16 protein-coding genes are annotated in these 16854 nt (G+C 64.5%); 11 read left to right on the top strand and 5 right to left on the bottom strand.

The genetic code is table 11. From position 1 onward, the window contains the following. Positions 1–7: 7 nt before the first annotated feature. The 5 genes from JQ572_RS10960 to JQ572_RS10980 all read right to left on the bottom strand — a co-directional run bounded on the left by JQ572_RS10960 (position 8) and on the right by JQ572_RS10980 (position 4709). Entirely contained in the window at positions 8–880 is an 873-nt protein-coding gene (locus tag JQ572_RS10960) for an ABC transporter ATP-binding protein (RefSeq protein WP_211383015.1), read from the bottom strand. After that, complete coding sequence (locus tag JQ572_RS10965) at positions 877–1746, bottom strand: ABC transporter permease (RefSeq protein ID WP_211383016.1); 870 nt, start codon at positions 1744–1746, stop codon at positions 877–879. The genes JQ572_RS10960 and JQ572_RS10965 overlap by 4 nt, the downstream gene beginning before the upstream one ends. A gap of 35 nt (positions 1747–1781) precedes the next feature. Continuing rightward, entirely contained in the window at positions 1782–3203 is a 1422-nt protein-coding gene (locus JQ572_RS10970; protein ID WP_211383017.1) for an ABC transporter substrate-binding protein, read from the bottom strand. Between the two features lie 180 nt (positions 3204–3383). Further along, entirely contained in the window at positions 3384–4160 is a 777-nt protein-coding gene (locus JQ572_RS10975) for a Crp/Fnr family transcriptional regulator (protein ID WP_211383018.1), read from the bottom strand. Between the two features lie 252 nt (positions 4161–4412). Continuing rightward, a complete protein-coding gene (locus JQ572_RS10980; RefSeq protein ID WP_211383540.1) occupies positions 4413–4709 on the bottom strand; it encodes a gamma-butyrobetaine hydroxylase-like domain-containing protein in 297 nt (98 codons plus the stop codon). A 229-nt stretch (positions 4710–4938) separates the two neighbouring features. On the opposite strand from JQ572_RS10980, the gene JQ572_RS10985 reads away from it, so the two are divergent. The 11 genes from JQ572_RS10985 to JQ572_RS11035 all read left to right on the top strand — a co-directional run bounded on the left by JQ572_RS10985 (position 4939) and on the right by JQ572_RS11035 (position 16853). Then, positions 4939–5712, top strand: a complete 774-nt coding sequence (locus JQ572_RS10985; RefSeq protein ID WP_211383019.1) for a ferredoxin--NADP reductase — start codon at positions 4939–4941, stop codon at positions 5710–5712. Positions 5713–5815: 103 nt separating this feature from the next. Next, entirely contained in the window at positions 5816–7558 is a 1743-nt protein-coding gene (locus JQ572_RS10990; protein ID WP_211383020.1) for a fumarate reductase/succinate dehydrogenase flavoprotein subunit, read from the top strand. 31 nt (positions 7559–7589) lie between these two features. After that, entirely contained in the window at positions 7590–7823 is a 234-nt protein-coding gene (locus JQ572_RS10995) for a 4Fe-4S dicluster domain-containing protein (RefSeq protein ID WP_008141081.1), read from the top strand. Between the two features lie 2 nt (positions 7824–7825). Beyond that, on the top strand, positions 7826–8803 hold the full coding sequence (locus JQ572_RS11000) for a HEAT repeat domain-containing protein (protein WP_211383021.1): 978 nt from the start codon (positions 7826–7828) through the stop codon (positions 8801–8803). Positions 8804–8916: 113 nt separating this feature from the next. Beyond that, positions 8917–10089, top strand: coding sequence for a fumarylacetoacetate hydrolase family protein (locus JQ572_RS11005; protein WP_211383022.1), 1173 nt, complete (start codon positions 8917–8919; stop codon positions 10087–10089). A gap of 478 nt (positions 10090–10567) precedes the next feature. Further along, complete coding sequence (gene ytfQ, locus JQ572_RS11010) at positions 10568–11533, top strand: galactofuranose ABC transporter, galactofuranose-binding protein YtfQ (protein WP_211383023.1); 966 nt, start codon at positions 10568–10570, stop codon at positions 11531–11533. Between the two features lie 116 nt (positions 11534–11649). Continuing rightward, positions 11650–13194, top strand: coding sequence for a sugar ABC transporter ATP-binding protein (locus tag JQ572_RS11015; RefSeq protein ID WP_211383024.1), 1545 nt, complete (start codon positions 11650–11652; stop codon positions 13192–13194). Beyond that, positions 13191–14183, top strand: a complete 993-nt coding sequence (locus tag JQ572_RS11020) for an ABC transporter permease (protein WP_211383025.1) — start codon at positions 13191–13193, stop codon at positions 14181–14183. Before JQ572_RS11015 ends, JQ572_RS11020 begins: the two co-directional genes overlap by 4 nt. Further along, complete coding sequence (yjfF, locus tag JQ572_RS11025) at positions 14180–15160, top strand: galactofuranose ABC transporter, permease protein YjfF (RefSeq protein ID WP_211383026.1); 981 nt, start codon at positions 14180–14182, stop codon at positions 15158–15160. The genes JQ572_RS11020 and yjfF overlap by 4 nt, the downstream gene beginning before the upstream one ends. Continuing rightward, positions 15157–15930 carry a FadR/GntR family transcriptional regulator gene (locus JQ572_RS11030; protein ID WP_211383027.1) on the top strand — a complete coding sequence of 258 codons (774 nt, stop codon included), beginning with the start codon at positions 15157–15159 and terminating at the stop codon, positions 15928–15930. The genes yjfF and JQ572_RS11030 overlap by 4 nt, the downstream gene beginning before the upstream one ends. Further along, on the top strand, positions 15927–16853 hold the full coding sequence (locus JQ572_RS11035) for a Gfo/Idh/MocA family protein (RefSeq protein WP_211383028.1): 927 nt from the start codon (positions 15927–15929) through the stop codon (positions 16851–16853). The genes JQ572_RS11030 and JQ572_RS11035 overlap by 4 nt, the downstream gene beginning before the upstream one ends. Position 16854: the final 1 nt, after the last annotated feature.

Raw genomic sequence — 16854 nt, forward strand, 5'->3', positions numbered from 1 at the left:
AGATGAATCAGATCACATCCGCGAGCGAATGCCCGTGCAGCTCGATGTTGAGCCCCTGCAGGCCCATGTCGCTGATCTCACCGCCCATCGCCTTCAGGCTTTCCTCGCGGATCAGCGACATCAGCCCGCGGCGGAGCGCCAGGAATTCCGAGGACATCATCATCGATTGCTGCCGCGGCCGCTCCAGCGGGATCGGGATTTCCGCCTTGATCGAGCCCGGACGTGCGGTCATGCAGTAGACGCGGTCGGACAGGAAGATCGCCTCGTCGATGTCGTGGGTGACGAACAGCACCGAGATCTTCAGGCGCTGCCACATGTTGGTGAGGATCTGCTGCATGATGACGCGGGTCTGCGCGTCGAGCGCGCCGAAGGGCTCGTCCAGCAGCAGCACTTTCGGCCCCGTCGCGAGCGCGCGGACGATGCCGACGCGCTGCTTCATGCCGCCGGAGAGCTTTTCCGGATAATGCTTCTCGAAGGCCTCGAGACCCGCGAGCCCGAGCAGCGTGCGGGCGGCGCGCTCGCGCTGCGAGCGCGCCATGCCGCGCATCTTCAGGCCGAACTCGACGTTCTCCCGCACGGTCTTCCAGGGAAACAGCGAATATTGCTGGAACACCATGCCGCGCTCGGCGCTGGGGCCGTTCACGCGCTCACCGTCGACGGTGACCACGCCGGTGGTCGGCTTGAGGAAGCCCGCGACCGCGTTGAGCAGCGTCGACTTTCCGCAGCCGGACGGGCCGACGATCGAGACGAACTCGCCGGGCTTCACGTGAATCTGCGTATCGGTGACGGCCTCGACCGGTCCCTCGATGCTCTCGTAGCTGAGCGAGAAGTTTCTGACCTCGATATGACCCTGCGGTGCTTTGGTCGGGATTTCGTTCATTTCAGCCTCCACGGCATCACCAATCGTCCGGCGCCCCGGATCAACATGCTCGATCCGAGGCCGAGCACGCCGATCGCGATCATGCCGAGCGCGATGTCGGCGTACTGGACCAGCGAATAGGCCTCCCACGTGAAATAGCCGATGCCGTACTGCCCCGAGATCATCTCGGCGGCGATCAGCGACACCCAGGCCACGCCCATGCCGACGGTCAGGCCGGTGAAGATGTGCGGGAGCGACGCCGGAAAATACACCTCGCGGAAGATCGAGCGTTCGCGTGCGCCGAGACATTGCGCCGCGCGCACCAGCACCGGGTCGACGAGCGACATGCCGTGCAGCGTGTTGACCAGGATCGGGAAGAACGAGCCGAGGAACGTGATGTAGACGATGCTCTGCTCGTTGGTCGGCCACAGCATGATCGCCATCGGCACCCAGGCGATCGCAGGGATCGGCCGCAGCACCTCCGCAACGGGGAAGATGATCTCATGCGCCAGCTTGAAGCGTCCCATGATCAGGCCGAGCGGTACGCCGACGATCGCCGCGAGGGAGAAGCCGATGAAGATGCGCCGGCAGCTCAGCACGATGTGCATCAGGAATTTGGGATCGTGGATCGCCTTGGTGAAGCTCGCATAGACCGCGAGCGGCGAGGGCACGTTGGTAAAACGCACGAAGAACACGACGCGGTAGGTCGTGAGCAGGTGCCAGACCAGCAGGAAGGCGGCGAGCGAGACGATGCCGATCGCGATCGCGCGCAGCCCGTCCCGGTTGAGCCGGTACCAGCGCAGCGCGAGCGTGCTGAAGGAGGGCGGTGCCACGGGTGGAGTGGTGGCGGGCACGGAGGTCGTTTCCGCGATTGCACTTGCCGACATGCTGTCCTCGGTTTGTCTGAGGAGGGCGGGACTGCTCACGTCTTGCCTCCGCCGACCGCCGCCTTCACCGCGTCGTCGAAGCCCAGCACCTTGCCGCTGATCTTGGCGGCGTAGGCTTCGGCGTCCTTCTTGAGCAGGAACGGGGCGACCTCGCCATTTCCGACCGCAAAGAACGCCTGGTTGGCGAACAGCTTGATGCCGCGTGTGCCGTCGAAGACGTAGGCGACATTGATCTTCTTGCCCTTGGCCTTGAAGTCGGCATAGGCGCCGAGCGTGCAGGCGGCCGACGAGAACGGCAGGATTCCGGCGTCGTCGACCCAGACCTCGCCGGCCTTGCGCGGATCGGTGATCGGCTTCTTGCAGAAGGAATCCTCGCCGGAAATCTCATAGTTCTTCGTGCTCGCAAGCTGTGCGTCATAGTCGAGCTTCATCTCGGCAAAGGCCTTGCGGATGTAGCTGTCGTCGACCCATTTTTTCGGATCGAACTCCTTCATGCGGCCGAGGTTTTGCAGCACCTTGACGTCGGCCGTGGCGGCGTCGATCAGCGCCGGCTTGATCGTGGGATCCGTGGTCATGTTGCCGCCGGGACCTAAGAAGATGTAGACGACCTCCTTGTTGATGCCGGTCCATTCCTGGATTTTCTCGGCGGCGAGCTTGGGATCGTCGCGCAGCCACTGATTGGCGGCGATCAGCGCCTTGAAGTAGGCGACGACGACTTCAGGATATTTCTCGGCGAAGTCCGTACGGGCCACGATGCCGTGAAAGGTCGGCAAATTGGTCTCGACACCGTCGAAGATCTTTCGCGCAAAGCCCCGGAACGGCAGCAGCTCGGCGAAGGGGACGAAGTCGGCATGCGCGTCGATCTTCTTCTCCTGGAGGTTGGTCGAGCCGACCTCCGGGCTCTGGCTGACGAGCTGGAAGAAATCCGACCCGTAGCCGCGGTCCTGCATCGCTTTGAGCACCATGCCGTGCGCGGCGGAGCCGAACGGTACGCTGACGAGCTTGCCCTTGAGGTCGGCGAGATCGTAGTAGGGCGAATCCTTGTGAACGACGATGCCGTTGCCGGAGCCGGACAGGCTGTAGGCGGCGATGCCGATCAGCCGGCTCTTGCTCTCGGGATTGCTGTCGAAGGTGAAGCCGTTCACGATCAGCGGGTAGTCGCCCATCATGCCGATCTGCAGCTTGTTCGCCATCATCGCGTTGGTGACGGGCGGGCCGGAGGTGAAATTCTGCCATTCGATCTCGAATTTGATGTTGGCGTATTTGCCGTCTTTCGGCAGGTATTTTTCGAGGAGATGCAATTGGCGGATGACGGCGCCGGCCGTGACCGTGTTCGTCGTCGTGTCCTGTATTCCGATGCCGAGCGTGACGGTTTCCGCCGAGGCCGGCGGCGCGAGAAGAAGCGCCAGCGACGTCACCGACATCGCGATCGAGAGCGTGGGAAGATGGCGGACCATTCTCATCCTCATTCGGTTGGATGTGCTGTGGTTGCCATGATTGGGTGAGGGCGAGAGCAGGGCAAATCCGGAATGTCCGCCGCAGTCGATTAGTTGCCGGGAAAAGCTGATTGCATACTCCTTGGGCAGTCCTGCACTATAAAGCCGCTTGCCTGTGCATCGACCCTGATCGCGGCCGCTTTAATCGGCCGCCTGGCCGCGCATCTCCTCGAGCACGTCGGTCCGGCAGACCACGATCTGCGACCGCTTGGTCACGACGATTCCCTTTTCCTGCATGCGCTTCAGGCTGATCGTGACCCATTGCCGGGTCGCGCCGACCATGTGAGCGATGTCGGCATGGGTGAAGGCCGCCGCGATCACCCGGCCGTCGGCGTCCTCGACGCCGTAGAGGTCGACCAGATGCAGAAGCAGATGTGCGAGGCGCTGCGTGATCGAGCGTGTTCCCAGCATCTGGGCCAGCGCCGAATAGCACTTGCCCTTGAAAGTAAGCCCTTCGATCAGGCCGATGGCCAGATTCGGGATATCCACGGCAAGCGCCCGCAGCTCTTTTCCGGGCAGGTGCACGACGCTGCAATTGCTGGATGCAACGCCGGACCATTGGTGTACGGTGCCTTCGAATACCTCGGGCCCACCGACGAAATTGCCGACATGCCAGTAGGCCAGCGTGATCTCGCGGCCGAGCGGGGAGGTGTAGAACACCCGGATACGGCCGCTCTCGATCAGCCAGATACCGTCATGCCTGCCGCCTTGGCTGAACAGCGTCTGGCCGCGGTTGAGCACCTTGCGGCGGCCCTGCTTCAGCACCAGCTCCCGCTCGCGCTGAGTGAGCTTGTCCATCAGCGCCGGCGGTCCACCGATCCATTGCTGGTTTTCGGTGAGCAACAGCGAGGAGCTGCCGGCAGGCCGGACCGTTGCGGGAACCGTCCCGCGAACCACATTGGCCGCCTGCAACATCATCTGCCTCCGGAACGTTCAAATCGTTCTAAAGACGAGCAATGTCCGTGCCAATCACTCCACTGTCATCGCCCGCGAAGGCGGACGATCCAGTATTCCAGGGATTGCAATGGGATACGGAGAAGCTGCGGCGTACCGGATTCCCCGCTTGCAGACTATGCTGGAGCTTCGGCGCCCCTGGACTTCAGCCCCGGCGAAGCCTTGGCGTAGCCGGGTCGCAGGGAATGCCTGCGGAGTTGGTGACGTGGTTTGGACCTACCGCCCCGCCAGGCTCAGCAGATATGGCTTGGGATAGATCCCCCGGTCGTGCCCATCCGAAAACGAGATGTTCAGACCGTAACCGAGATCGCCGATCTCGGTGATCGCGATGCCGGGAAACCGATCGGGGAAGCGGCCGTCGAAGCGGGCGCGGGTGCAGTGGGCGCATTTGCAGGAGAGGCGGAGCTGCTCGGCGGGCAGGCTGAGTGCATCGCCCTCGGTTGTGCGGACGAGGAGCGTCGCGAGATCAGCGCTTGCTTCATAGTCGGCCACGGTCGGTGCCACCAAGGTCATGGTCATGACGTATCTCCGACCTCTCTTCTACGTTGTCGCTGGCCGGCGCGAATAGCAACTAATTGCCGGCGCGGAGGCGCGGCGAGGCAGGTCGCCCGACCTTTACTGCTTCCTCTTCGGTCATCGCCCGCGAAATGTGAAACTAATCGACCGGAAATTTCAGTTCTGCGTTGCCGGAGTCCCGTCTCTCCGAAACCTTGTGCGCCATCGCGACAAGGAGAGACGACGGATGAGCGCATTTCAGAAGGAAACGGTTTTGTCGGTCAGACATTGGACCGACTCGCTGTTCAGCTTCACCGCGACGCGCGATCCCGGCTTCCGCTTCCAGAACGGGCAGTTCGCCATGATCGGGCTGGAGGTCGAGGGCAAGCCCTTGATGCGGGCCTACAGCATGGCGAGCGCCAATCACGAGGAGGCGCTCGAGTTCTTCTCGATCAAGGTCCAGGACGGGCCGCTGACCTCGCGCCTTCAGAAGATCAGGGAAGGCGATATCATCCTGGTCGGCCGCAAGGCCACGGGCACGCTGATCACCGGCAATCTCATTCCCGGCAAGCGTCTCTTGCTGCTCTCGACCGGCACCGGCCTTGCGCCCTTCGCCAGCCTGATCAAGGACCCCGACGTCTACGAGAATTACGAGACCATCGTGCTTGCCCATGGCTGTCGCCAGGTCTCCGAGCTTGCCTATGGCGAGCACCTGGTGGATGGCTTGCGCAATCACGAATTCTTCGGGCCGCTGATCCGTGACAAGCTCGTCTACTATCCCACGGTCACCCGCGAGCCGTTCAGGAACCGCGGCCGCATCACCGACCTGATCGCTTCGAACCAGATGTTCGACGACATCGGGCAATCCGGCCTCGATATCGAGACCGACCGCATCATGCTGTGCGGTAGCCCGGCGATGCTCGAGGAACTCCCCGCGATGTTTTCCGCGCGCGGCTTTGTCGAGGGCAATCACAGCCGGCCCGGCCACTTCGTGATCGAGAAGGCTTTCGTCGAGCGCTGAGGACAAATCGGCCTCCGGCGACAACTAATTGCTATCGCCGGAAAGCCCCCTGAACAAATCTGATGCAAAGGCGCCGGACCTGCCGGCGAACCAGGAGCAAGCGATGGCACTAGATCAGATCGTCGACGGACTTTCGGAGGTTTCCTGCGACGTGCTCGTCATCGGCGGCGGCACGGCCGGCCCGATGGCGGCGCTGAAGGCGAAGCTGAAGAATCCGAAGGCCAACGTCGTCCTGCTCGAAAAGGCCAACGTCAAGCGCTCCGGCGCGATCTCGATGGGCATGGACGGGCTCAACAATGCCGTCATCCCCGGTTACGCGACGCCTGAGCAGTACACCAAGGAAATCACCATCGCCAATGACGGCATCGTCGACCAGAAGGCGGTCTATAAATACGCGCAAAACTGCTACAGCATCATCGAGGAGCTCGACAGTTTCGGCATCCGCTTCCTGAAGAACGAGAACGGCGACTACGCAGTCAAGAAGGTGCACCATATCGGCACCTATGTCTTGCCGATGCCGAACGGCGAGACCGTGAAGAAGGCGCTGTACCGCCAGCTCCGCCGCGCCCGCATCCTGATCTCGAACCGTTACATGGCGACGCGACTTCTGAAATCCGCCGACGGCCGCATTGCCGGCGCGATCAGCGTCAACACCCGCACCGCCGAGATTCTGGTGATCAAGGCCAAGGCCGTGATCCTCTGCATGGGCGCCGCCGGCCGGCTCGGTCTGCCGACCTCGGGCTACATGTTCGGCACCTACGAGAACGCCGCCAATTCCGGCGACGGCTATGCCATGGCCTATCACGCCGGCGCCGCGCTCGCGAACCTCGAATGCTACCAGATCAACCCTCTGATCAAGGATTACAACGGCCCGGCCTGCGCCTATGTCGCCGGCCCGTTCGGTGCCTTCACCGCCAACAACGAGGGATCGCGCTTCATCGAATGCGACTACTGGTCCGGCCAGATGATGCTCGAGTTCTATAACGAGCTCTTGTCCGGCAAGGGTCCGGTGTTCCTCCAGCTCAAGCATCTGCATCCCGACACCATCTCCGAGATTGAATCGACGCTGCACAAGGTGGAGCGGCCGACGCGCGGCCTGTTCCAGCAGGGGCGCGGCGTCGACTACCGCAACGAGTCGATCGAGATGCACATTTCCGAGATCGGCTTCTGCTCCGGCCACAGCGCCTCGGGTGTGTTCGTCGACGACAATGCCCGCACTACCGTGCCGGGCCTCTACGCCGCCGGCGACATGGCGAGCGTGCCGCACAACTACATGCTCGGCGCCTTCACCAACGGCTCGGTCGCGGGCATCGATGCGATGGAGTTTGCCGACAATCACGATTTTGCGGAGTTCGATGCGCAGGATGTGGCGAAGGAACGCGACCGCGTGCTGGCACCGACCAGGCGCGAGGACGGCATTCCGCCGAACCAGGTCGAGTACAAGACAAGGCGCCTGGTCAACGACTATCTCCAGCCGCCGAAGGTCACCCGCAAATACGAGCTCGGGATGCGCCGTCTCGCAGAGACGCGCGAGGACATGCAGGAGCACATGATCGCGCGCAACGCACACGAATTGCTCCGCGCGCTCGAAGTGCAGTCGATCATGGACTGCGCCGACATGGCGGTGCATGCCTCGCTGTACCGCGAGGAAAGCCGCTGGGGCCTCTATCACTGGCGCACGGATTTTCCCGAGAAGGACAACGAAAACTGGTTCTGCCACACCCTGCTGAGCAAGCAGAACGGCAAGATGACCAGCGAGAAGCGTGCCGTGGAGCCCTATGTCGTGCCGATCGCCGACGACGAGAAGGACCTCTACGACAAGCAGCGCATCCGCGCCTCGGCCTGACCCACCAGAACATAGCAACAGGAGACATCCAATGCCTCTCGCTTCCTATCAGACATCGGTTCCGGTGGTCGTCGACGACGCCAAATGCATCGCCGACAAGGGCTGCACCGTGTGCGTCGACGTCTGCCCGCTCGACGTCCTCCGTATCAGCGACATGACCGGCAAGGCCTACATGGCCTATGACGAGTGCTGGTACTGCATGCCCTGCGAGGCCGATTGTCCGACTGGCGCCGTCACCGTCAACATTCCCTATCTGTTGAGGTGATCATGTCGAGCCCGTTCGAATCCTACGACGACCTCGAAGACGCCGACGAGCGGCTTCAGGCCGCCGATCCCGCCGAGCGCCGCGTCGCCATCATCGCGCTCGGCCATTCCGGCGATCCGGCTGCGGTCGTCCATCTCGCCAACATGGTCGCCGATCCCGACGCCGGCGTGCGCCAGCAGGTCGCGATGGCGCTCGGCGAGTTCGACGGGCCGGAAGCGGCGAGTGCGCTGGTGAAGCTGCTGGTCGATCCCGAAAGGATCGTGGCATCGGCCGCGGCGGACAGCATGGCCGAGTTCAAGGATCCCGCCTGCGCCGAAGTCATCCTGCCGCTGGTGAAGCACGCCCACGCCTTCGTTCGCATGGGCGCGTTGCGCGCGCTGAAGGAGCTGCGCTGCAAGGACACGCTCAAGCCGGCGCTGGAAGCGCTCCAGGATACGGATGCCGCCGTCCGCGTCCAGGCGATCGGTGTGATCGGCTTCCTCAAGCTGGAAGAATCGATCCCCGCGCTGACCGCGCTGATCAACGATCCCGACGCCCATGTGCGCCGCGCTGCGGTGAGTGCGCTGGCGTTTTCCCAACTGAAGCCGGCGGCGGAGACGATTACCCGCGCGCTGAAGGACACCGACTGGATGGTTCGCGAGATGGCGGCGGAGACGCTCGGTCTCAACGTCAACGGCGCAATTGCCGCCGATCAATTGGTTGCATGCCTTGCCGACGAGTTCTGGCAGGTGCGGCTGAAGGCGATCCGCAGCCTCGGCAGGATGAAGATCGAGCGCGCGGTGCGCTCGATCGGCAATTGCGTCAATCACGACCAGGCCAATTTACGCAAGGAGGCGGCTGCCGCGCTCGGCGAGATCGCCCATCCCGACGGCGAGGTGTTCCTGGCCGTCATCGCCGACGATTCCGATCCCGATGTCCGGAAGAACGCGCGCTGGGCGCTGCAGCAGATCGCGGCCCGAAAGGCGCGGGCAGGGGCATAGAAGCGCGGCGCGCTGGCGCTCTGGACTTCCGGAGCCAGACGTTTATTGGTCTTCGCCAATGGGATCGGCTGCCGTGAACGCGGCCGGTCCGAAAAACAGCGAGGACGCCGGCCATGACGACATTGACGGTTAAAGACCTTCTCCCCGAGGATGGAACGAAGGGGACGCTGGTCGGCCGCGTCTGGCTGCCGCAGGCGAATGGCCCGGCCGTGGTCGCCGTGCGCGGCGATGGCGTGTTCGACGTCACCGCGAAATTCCCCACCGTCAGCGCGCTCTGCGAGGAGGACAATCCGGCCAAGGCGCTTGCTGCGACCAAGGGCGAGCGCATCGGCGAGCTCGACGCCATCGTGGCCAATACGGCACCCGATAGGCGCGACCCGAAAAAGCCGTGGCTGCTTGCGCCCGTCGATCTCCAGACATTGAAGGCGGCCGGCGTCACCTTCGCCATCTCGATGTTGGAGCGCGTGATCGAGGAGCGGGCGAAAGGCAATCCGGCCTCGGCCGAGGCGATCCGGAAAGAAGTGACGCGGCTGATCGGTGACGATCTGTCGAAGCTCAAGCCTGGCTCGGACCAGGCCATGCATCTGAAGCAGGTGCTGATCGATCAGAATGCCTGGAGCCAGTATCTCGAGGTCGGCATCGGTCCGGACGCCGAGGTCTTCACCAAGGCCCCGACACTGTCCTCGGTCGGCACCGGCATGGATGCCGGGCTGCATCCGAAGTCGACCTGGAACAACCCCGAGCCGGAATTGGTCCTGTTCGTGTCGAGCCGCGGCAAGATCGTCGGCGGCGCGCTCGGCAACGACGTGAACCTCCGCGACTTCGAGGGACGCTCTGCGCTCTTGCTGTCGAAGGCCAAGGACAACAACGCCTCGTGCGCGATCGGCCCGTTGCTGCGCCTGTTCGACGACAGCTTTACCCTCGACGACGTGCGCAAGCTCGACATCAGCCTGAACGTGAAGGGCGCGGACGGCTTCGTTCTCGACGGCCATTCCTCGATCAGCATGATCAGCCGCGATCCCACGGACCTCGTCGAGCAGACGATCGGCAAGGTCCATCAATATCCAGATGGTTTCGTGTTGTTCCTCGGTACCATGTTCGCGCCGGTCAAGGATCGCGACGCGCCGGGGCAGGGGTTCACCCACAAGCGCGACGACATCGTCACGATCTCAGCGCCGCAGCTCGGCAAGCTCGTCAACCGCATGCGGACCAGCGACGAGTGCGAGCCCTGGACCTTCGGCATCGGTGCGCTGATGAAGAATTTGGCGCAGCGGAAGCTGATCTAGCTTTTCACCTCTCCCCGCGCTTGTCCGCCGAAGCTTCAGCGAAGGCGGATGCGGGGTGAGGGGGCTTCTTCGCGAGTCGATTTGGTCGACATCCGCAGAGCTCTACGTCCTCATTGCGAGCGCAGCGAGGCAATCCAGGATCGCTCCGCGAAGAGGCTTTGGTTTGCTTCGCTGCGCTCGCGATGATGGGGAAGAGAGGTTGCGGGTCCGTCTTTGACCGTCCTCGCAGAGAGTGCCCTCATCCCAACTACCGCATCATTTTCTTCATCTTTTCGTTGCATTTCTGGAACTAAAACGCTTTGGGTGTGTCGTAGATAGCGCCCATCCGCCCGCCCTGCATTTCCGTTCAATAGTCAGATAATATGACTAGTCGGAACCGATGTTCCGTGAAATAGTGCCTTCACCGTCCGGAAAGGGCGGTCGTCGGGTGTCATGCTACCAATGGGGCGCCCGGGATAACATTTGGGAGACACGCCTGATGATCCTCAAAGCCCTCTTCGCGGCCAGCGCCACGGCCGCCTTGCTCCTCGCGCTGCCGGCCAGCGCCGCCGAACTCACCATCGGCTTTTCGCAGATCGGATCGGAATCCGGCTGGCGCGCAGCCGAGACGTCGGTCTCCAAGCAGGAGGCCGCCAAGCGCAAGGTCAATCTCAAGATCGCCGACGCGCAGCAGAAGCAGGAGAACCAGATCAAGGCGATCCGCTCCTTCATCGCGCAGAACGTCGATGCGATCTTTCTCGCGCCGGTCGTCTCGACCGGCTGGGACTCGGTGCTGAAGGAAGCCAAGGAGGCCAAGATTCCGGTCGTGCTGCTCGACCGCGACATCGATCCCTCCGGCAAGGATCTTTATCTCACCGCCGTGACCTCCGACAGCGTGCACGAAGGCGAGGTCGCCGGGGACTGGCTGGCCAAGACCGTCGGGGCTAAAGCCTGCAACATCGTCGAATTGCAGGGCACGGTCGGCGCCAGCGTCGCCGCAAACCGCAAGAAGGGTTTTGACACCGCCATCGCCAAGCATGCGAACCTGAAAGTGGTGCGCAGCCAGACCGGCGACTTCACCCGCGCCAAGGGCAAGGAAGTGATGGAGAGCTTCATCAAGGCCGAAGGCGGCGGCAAGTCGATCTGCGCGGTCTACGCGCATAACGACGACATGATGGTCGGCGCCATCCAGGCGATGAAGGAAGCCGGCCTCAAGCCCGGCAAGGAAATCCTCACCGTCTCCATCGACGCGGTCCCGGATATCTTCAAGGCGATGGCCGCCGGCGAAGCCAATGCCACGGTCGAGCTGACGCCGAACATGGCGGGCCCGGCACTCGATGCCATCGCGGCCTTCAAGGGCAAGGGCACGGTTCCGCCGAAGTGGATCCAGACCGACTCCAAGCTCTATACTGCCGCCGACGATCCGCAGAAGATCTACGACAGCAAGAAGGGCCTCGGTTACTGAGGCGGGCGCCGCGCCGGACCGTTCCCTGCGGTCCGGCAGCCCCTTCGAAACCGCTGCGCGTACGACTAGGCTGGGTGTCCGCGTCATCCGCGGGCACCGGTGGGAGTGAATTTGCCATGGAGAACAGCCCGGATCCTGCTCCGTCCCTGCTGGAGGTGCGCGGGCTCAGCAAGAGTTTCGGGGCGGTGCGCGCGTTGCAGGAGGTCGACTTCACGCTTCGCGCAGGTGAGATACATGCGCTGCTCGGCGAGAACGGCGCCGGCAAGTCCACGCTGATCAAGGTCGTCACCGGCGTGTTCCCGCGCGATGCCGGCATCGTCAGGCTCGGTGGCGAAGAGGTCGCGCCGCGTTCGGCCAAGGCCGCGCTTCAGGCGGGCATCGCCACCGTCTACCAGGAGGTCAACCTGCTGCCGAACCTTTCGGTGGCGCAGAACCTGTTCCTCGACCGCCAGCCGATGCGCTTCGGCATCGTGCGCGAAGGCGAGATGCGACGTCGCGCCAAGGCGTTGCTTGCGGATTTCGGTCTCGACATCGACGTATCAGCACCGCTCGGCAGCTATTCCGTCGCCGTACAGCACGTCACCGCGATTGCGCGCGCCGTCGATCTCTCCGCGCGCGTGCTGATCCTGGACGAGCCGACCGCCAGCCTCGACCGTCACGAAGTCGAAATCCTGTTCGGCATCATGCGCCAGCTGGCAAAGCGCGGCATCGGCATCGTCTTCGTCAGCCATTTCCTCGACCAGGTCTACGAGATCTCCGATCGCATCACCGTGCTGCGCAACGGCCGCCTGGTCGGTGAGCGCGAGGCCGCCTCGTTGCCGCGGATCGAGCTGATCCGGATGATGCTCGGCCGCGAGCTTGCCGAAACCACCAGCGCGCGAGCCGCGGCAGGCGAGCAGATGCCGCGCGAAATCTGCGCCAGTTTCGAGAACTACGGCAAGGCCGGTTATATCGCGCCGTTCAATCTCGAGCTGCGCCATGGCGAGGTCGTCGGCCTTGCCGGCCTGCTGGGCTCGGGCCGCACCGAAACCGCACGGCTGGTGTTCGGCGCCGAGCGCGCCGACCGCGGGCAGGCGAGGGTGGAAGGCGCGCCTGTCCGGCTGCAGTCGCCGCGCGACGGCGTGCGCCACGGTTTTGGTTACTGCCCGGAGGAGCGCAAGACCGACGGCATCGTCGCCGAGCTCACCGTGCGCGAGAACATCGTGCTGGCGCTTCAGGCCAAGCGCGGCCTGCATCGGCCGCTGTCGCGCCGCGAGCAGGATGAGATTGCGCGCCGCTACGTCAAAATGCTCGACATCCGCCCCTCGGATCCGGAACGTCCGGTGGGCCTGTTGTCCGGCGGCAATCAGCAAAAGGTGCTGCTGGCGCGTTGGCTCGCGACCTCGCCGCGGCTCCTCGTGCTGGATGAACCCACGCGCGGCATCGACGTCGGCGCGCATGCCGAGATCATCCGCCTGATCCGCGGGCTCTGTGACGACGGTCTGGCGCTGCTCGTGATTTCGTCCGAGCTCGACGAGATCGTGACCTATTCGGACCGCGTCGTGGTGCTGCGCGATCGCGCCCATGTCGAGGAGCTCGCGGGCGAGGCGATCGACGTCGGCAGCATTCTCACGGCCATTGCCGCCGATGGCGCCAGCATCGCGCACGAGGGACGGGCATGACCGCGCTGTTGCCGCGCCGCGGCCTTGCCCAGATCCTGGCGCTGATCGTCATTCTGGCGGTCGATCGCGTTGTCTCGCCGCAATTCTTCGACCTGCGCCTCCAGGACGGCCGCCTGTTCGGCAGCCTCATCGACGTGCTCAACCGCGGCACGCCGGTGGCGCTGCTCTCGCTCGGCATGGTGCTGGTGATTGCGACGCGCGGCATCGATCTGTCGGTCGGCGCAGTGATGGCGATCTCCGGCGCGATTGCGGCGAGTCTCGCCGACACTCACGGCCTGCCCGTGGTGCTGGCGGCGGCGCTCGGCGCGGGGCTGATCTGCGGATTGTGGAACGGATTTCTCGTCGCGGTGCTCGGCATGCAGCCGATCGTGGCGACGCTGATCCTGATGGTGGCGGGCCGCGGCATCGCCCAGCTCATCACCGAAGGCCGCATCGTGACCTTCTCCTCACCGGATCTGGTCTGGCTCGGCAATGGTGCCGTGCTCGGCCTGCCGGTGCCGATTGCGATTGCCATCGGCATGCTGATCCTCACCGCCGCGGTGGTGCGCGGCTCGGCGCTGGGGCTGCTGATCGAGGCGACCGGCGGCAATGCGCGGGCGAGCGAGCTTGCCGGCGTCGGCACCCGCGCGATGATCTTGGCGGTCTATGTCTGGTGCGGCGTCTGCGCCGCTCTTGCCGGCGTCATCGCGGCCGCCGACATCATGGGTGCGGATGCCAACAATGCCGGCCTCTGGCTCGAGCTCGATGCGATCCTGGCCGTGGTGATCGGCGGCACTTCGCTGTTCGGCGGCCGCTTCAGCCTCATTCTGGCCGTGCTGGGCGCGCTGATCATCCAGACCATGAACACCGGCATTCTGCTGTCAGGCTATCCGCCGGAGTTCAATTTGCTGGTCAAGGCGGTGGTGGTGCTCGCGGTGCTGCTGCTGCAATCGCCGAAATTCTCGGGGATCGCAGCAATGATCGCGCGGCTGCGGGGGACGAAAGCATGAAAGGCCTGCCGCCCGTCCTCATCACGGCCATCGTGCTCGTCGCGGGATTCGCGCTCTGCGCGGTGCAATTCCCCAACATCGCCTCGACGCGCGTGGTCGGCAATCTCCTCACCGACAACGCCTTCCTCGGCATCGTCGCCACCGGCATGACCTTCGTCATCATCTCCGGCGGCATCGATCTGTCGGTCGGCTCGGTGATCGGCTTCACCACGGTATTCGTGGCGCTGGCGATCGAGCGCTGGGGCGTGCCGCCGCTGCTCGCCTTCGTCGCCATTCTCGCGATCTCGGCGGCCTTTGGCGCGGCGATGGGCGCGATCATCCATGTCTTCGATCTGCCGCCTTTCATCGTGACGCTCGCCGGCATGTTCCTGGCCCGTGGTGCAAGCTTCCTGCTCTCGACCGAATCGGTGCCGATCACCGCGCCGGTCTATTCCACCGTGTCGGACTTCGCTTTGCGGATGGCCGGTGGCGGGCGATTGACGGCGATCGCGATCATCATGCTCGTGATCGTCATCGGCGGAGCATTGCTGCTGCAGCTCACCCGGTTCGGCGCCAACGTCTACGCGCTCGGCGGCAACCGGGCCGCGGCGAGCCTGATGGGCGTGGCCGTCGGCAGGATGACGGTGAGGATCTACATGCTGTCGAGCGTGCTCGCGGGCATTGCCGGCATCGTGTTCTCGTTTTACACCAGCGCCGGCTATTCGCTCTCCGCCGTCGGCGTCGAGCTCGACACCATCGCGGCCGTCGTGATCGGCGGCACGCTGCTGACGGGCGGGCAGGGCTCGGTGATCGGCACATTCCTTGGCGTGCTGATCCAGGGGTTGATCCAGACCTACATCAATTTCGACGGCACGCTGTCGAGCTGGTGGACCAAGATCGCGACGGGCGTATTGTTGTTCGCCTTCATCGCCTTGCAGCAGGGGCTGGTCGCGCTGGCGCGCCGGCCGGCGGCGAAGAGCGTGGGAGCTGCCTCATGACCTCGCGCATCGTCGTGATCCCGACGCGGCGGGCCCATTCCAACCACGCGGAGGTGGCGCAGTCGATCGGCATCGACATCATCGCCGGCCGCTACGGGGAGGGGACGCGCCTGCCCGGTGACGCCGAGATGATTGCGATGTTCGGCGTCTCGCGGCCGGTGCTGCGGGAGAGCGTGAAGACCCTGGTCGCCAAGGGCCTGCTCACCACCAAGGCGCGGGTCGGCACCGTGGTGCGCGAGCGCACCGCCTGGAACATGTTCGACGCCGACGTGCTGGCCTGGCACCTGGACGCCGGCATCGACAAGCGCTTCCTCAACGACCTCGCCGAGATCCGCCTCGCGGTCGAGCCGCGCGCGGCCGGGCTGGCGGCGGCGCAGCGGTCGGAGGCGGATCTCGCCGAGCTCCGTCGCAGCATGGAACGGATGCGGCTCGAAGCCTCCGACTCCGTCGGCTTCGCCGATGCCGACCTCGCGCTCCACGTCGCCGTGGCGCGCGCGTCCGGAAATCTTTTCATGCGCTCGATCGGGCATGTCATCGAGGCTGCGTTGCGCGCCTCGTTCCTGCTCAGTGCGCCGGTCGAACCCGAGGACCGCGACACCGTGCTGCTCTGGCACCAGAAGATCGTCGATGCCATCGCGGCCGGTGACGCCGCGACTGCATCGGAGGCGATGATCTACGTCATTCACAACGGCATGCGCCGCCATGAGGGTGCGGTGACCGTAGCCGCGCCGGGCGAGTTGCCATCCGCGGAAGCTGGAGAAAAATCGTGACTGAACTTCGCATCGCCATCGTCGGATTCGGCAAGATCGCGCGCGACCAGCATGTCGGCGCGATCGCAGCGGTGCCGGGCGCGACGCTCGCGGCGGTCGCCAGCCGCAACGCATCGCTGCCGGGGCTGCCGCATTTCGCCACCATCGAGGAATTGCTGGAGCAGGGCCCGCCGATCGACGCCGTGTCGCTCTGCACGCCGCCTCAAGTGCGCCGCGCCCAGGCCGCTGCAGCGCTCAAAGCCGGCAAGCACGTCATGCTGGAGAAGCCGCCGGGCATCGGCGTTGCCGAGCTCGATCCGCTGATCGCGATGGCGGGGGAGGCAAAGCGAACGCTGTTTGCGACCTGGCATTCGCGTCATGCGCCGGCAGTCGAGCCGGCGCGCGAGTGGCTCGCGACGCGGCGGATCGCCTCCGTGCATATCAATTGGAAGGAGGACGTCCGCGTCTGGCATCCCGGGCAGGCCTGGATCTGGGATCCGGGCGGGCTCGGCGTGTTCGATCCCGGCATCAATGCGCTGTCGATCCTGACCAGGATACTGCCGAAGCCGGTGTTCGTCACCGCGGCCGATCTTTCATTCCCCGCCAATTGCCAGGCGCCGATCGCCGCGAGCCTGACGCTGACCGACCTTGGCGGCCTGCCTGTGACCGCCGAGTTCGACTTCCGGCAGACCGGGCCGCAGAGCTGGGATATCCTCGTCGAAACCGACCAAGGCCGGTTGACGCTGTCCGGCGGCGGCCGGCGCATGGCGATTGACGGCAAAACCGTTGCCGAGGCGCCGGATGAGGAATATCGGGAGCTTTACCGGCGCTTCGTCACGCTTGCCGAAACCGGCGCGAGCGACGTCGATCTCGCGCCGCTTCGTCTGGTCGCCGACGCCTTCCTGCTCGGCAGGCGCACTGTCGTCGAACCGTTTGTGGATTGAT

The sequence above is a fragment of the Bradyrhizobium sp. SZCCT0153 genome, assembly GCF_018129995.1.
Lineage (GTDB): Bacteria > Pseudomonadota > Alphaproteobacteria > Rhizobiales > Xanthobacteraceae > Bradyrhizobium > Bradyrhizobium japonicum_G.

Bases quoted from the DNA above. Each gene is read 5' to 3' on its own strand.
- JQ572_RS10960 (WP_211383015.1), bottom strand. From the start codon at position 880: ATGAACGAAATCCCGACCAAAGCACCGCAGGGTCATATCGAGGTCAGA.
- JQ572_RS10965 (WP_211383016.1), bottom strand. From the start codon at position 1,746: ATGTCGGCAAGTGCAATCGCGGAAACGACCTCCGTGCCCGCCACCACT.
- JQ572_RS10970 (WP_211383017.1), bottom strand. From the start codon at position 3,203: ATGGTCCGCCATCTTCCCACGCTCTCGATCGCGATGTCGGTGACGTCG.
- JQ572_RS10975 (WP_211383018.1), bottom strand. From the start codon at position 4,160: ATGATGTTGCAGGCGGCCAATGTGGTTCGCGGGACGGTTCCCGCAACG.
- JQ572_RS10980 (WP_211383540.1), bottom strand. From the start codon at position 4,709: ATGACCTTGGTGGCACCGACCGTGGCCGACTATGAAGCAAGCGCTGAT.
- JQ572_RS10985 (WP_211383019.1), top strand. From the start codon at position 4,939: ATGAGCGCATTTCAGAAGGAAACGGTTTTGTCGGTCAGACATTGGACC.
- JQ572_RS10990 (WP_211383020.1), top strand. From the start codon at position 5,816: ATGGCACTAGATCAGATCGTCGACGGACTTTCGGAGGTTTCCTGCGAC.
- JQ572_RS10995 (WP_008141081.1), top strand. From the start codon at position 7,590: ATGCCTCTCGCTTCCTATCAGACATCGGTTCCGGTGGTCGTCGACGAC.
- JQ572_RS11000 (WP_211383021.1), top strand. From the start codon at position 7,826: ATGTCGAGCCCGTTCGAATCCTACGACGACCTCGAAGACGCCGACGAG.
- JQ572_RS11005 (WP_211383022.1), top strand. From the start codon at position 8,917: ATGACGACATTGACGGTTAAAGACCTTCTCCCCGAGGATGGAACGAAG.
- ytfQ (WP_211383023.1), top strand. From the start codon at position 10,568: ATGATCCTCAAAGCCCTCTTCGCGGCCAGCGCCACGGCCGCCTTGCTC.
- JQ572_RS11015 (WP_211383024.1), top strand. From the start codon at position 11,650: ATGGAGAACAGCCCGGATCCTGCTCCGTCCCTGCTGGAGGTGCGCGGG.
- JQ572_RS11020 (WP_211383025.1), top strand. From the start codon at position 13,191: ATGACCGCGCTGTTGCCGCGCCGCGGCCTTGCCCAGATCCTGGCGCTG.
- yjfF (WP_211383026.1), top strand. From the start codon at position 14,180: ATGAAAGGCCTGCCGCCCGTCCTCATCACGGCCATCGTGCTCGTCGCG.
- JQ572_RS11030 (WP_211383027.1), top strand. From the start codon at position 15,157: ATGACCTCGCGCATCGTCGTGATCCCGACGCGGCGGGCCCATTCCAAC.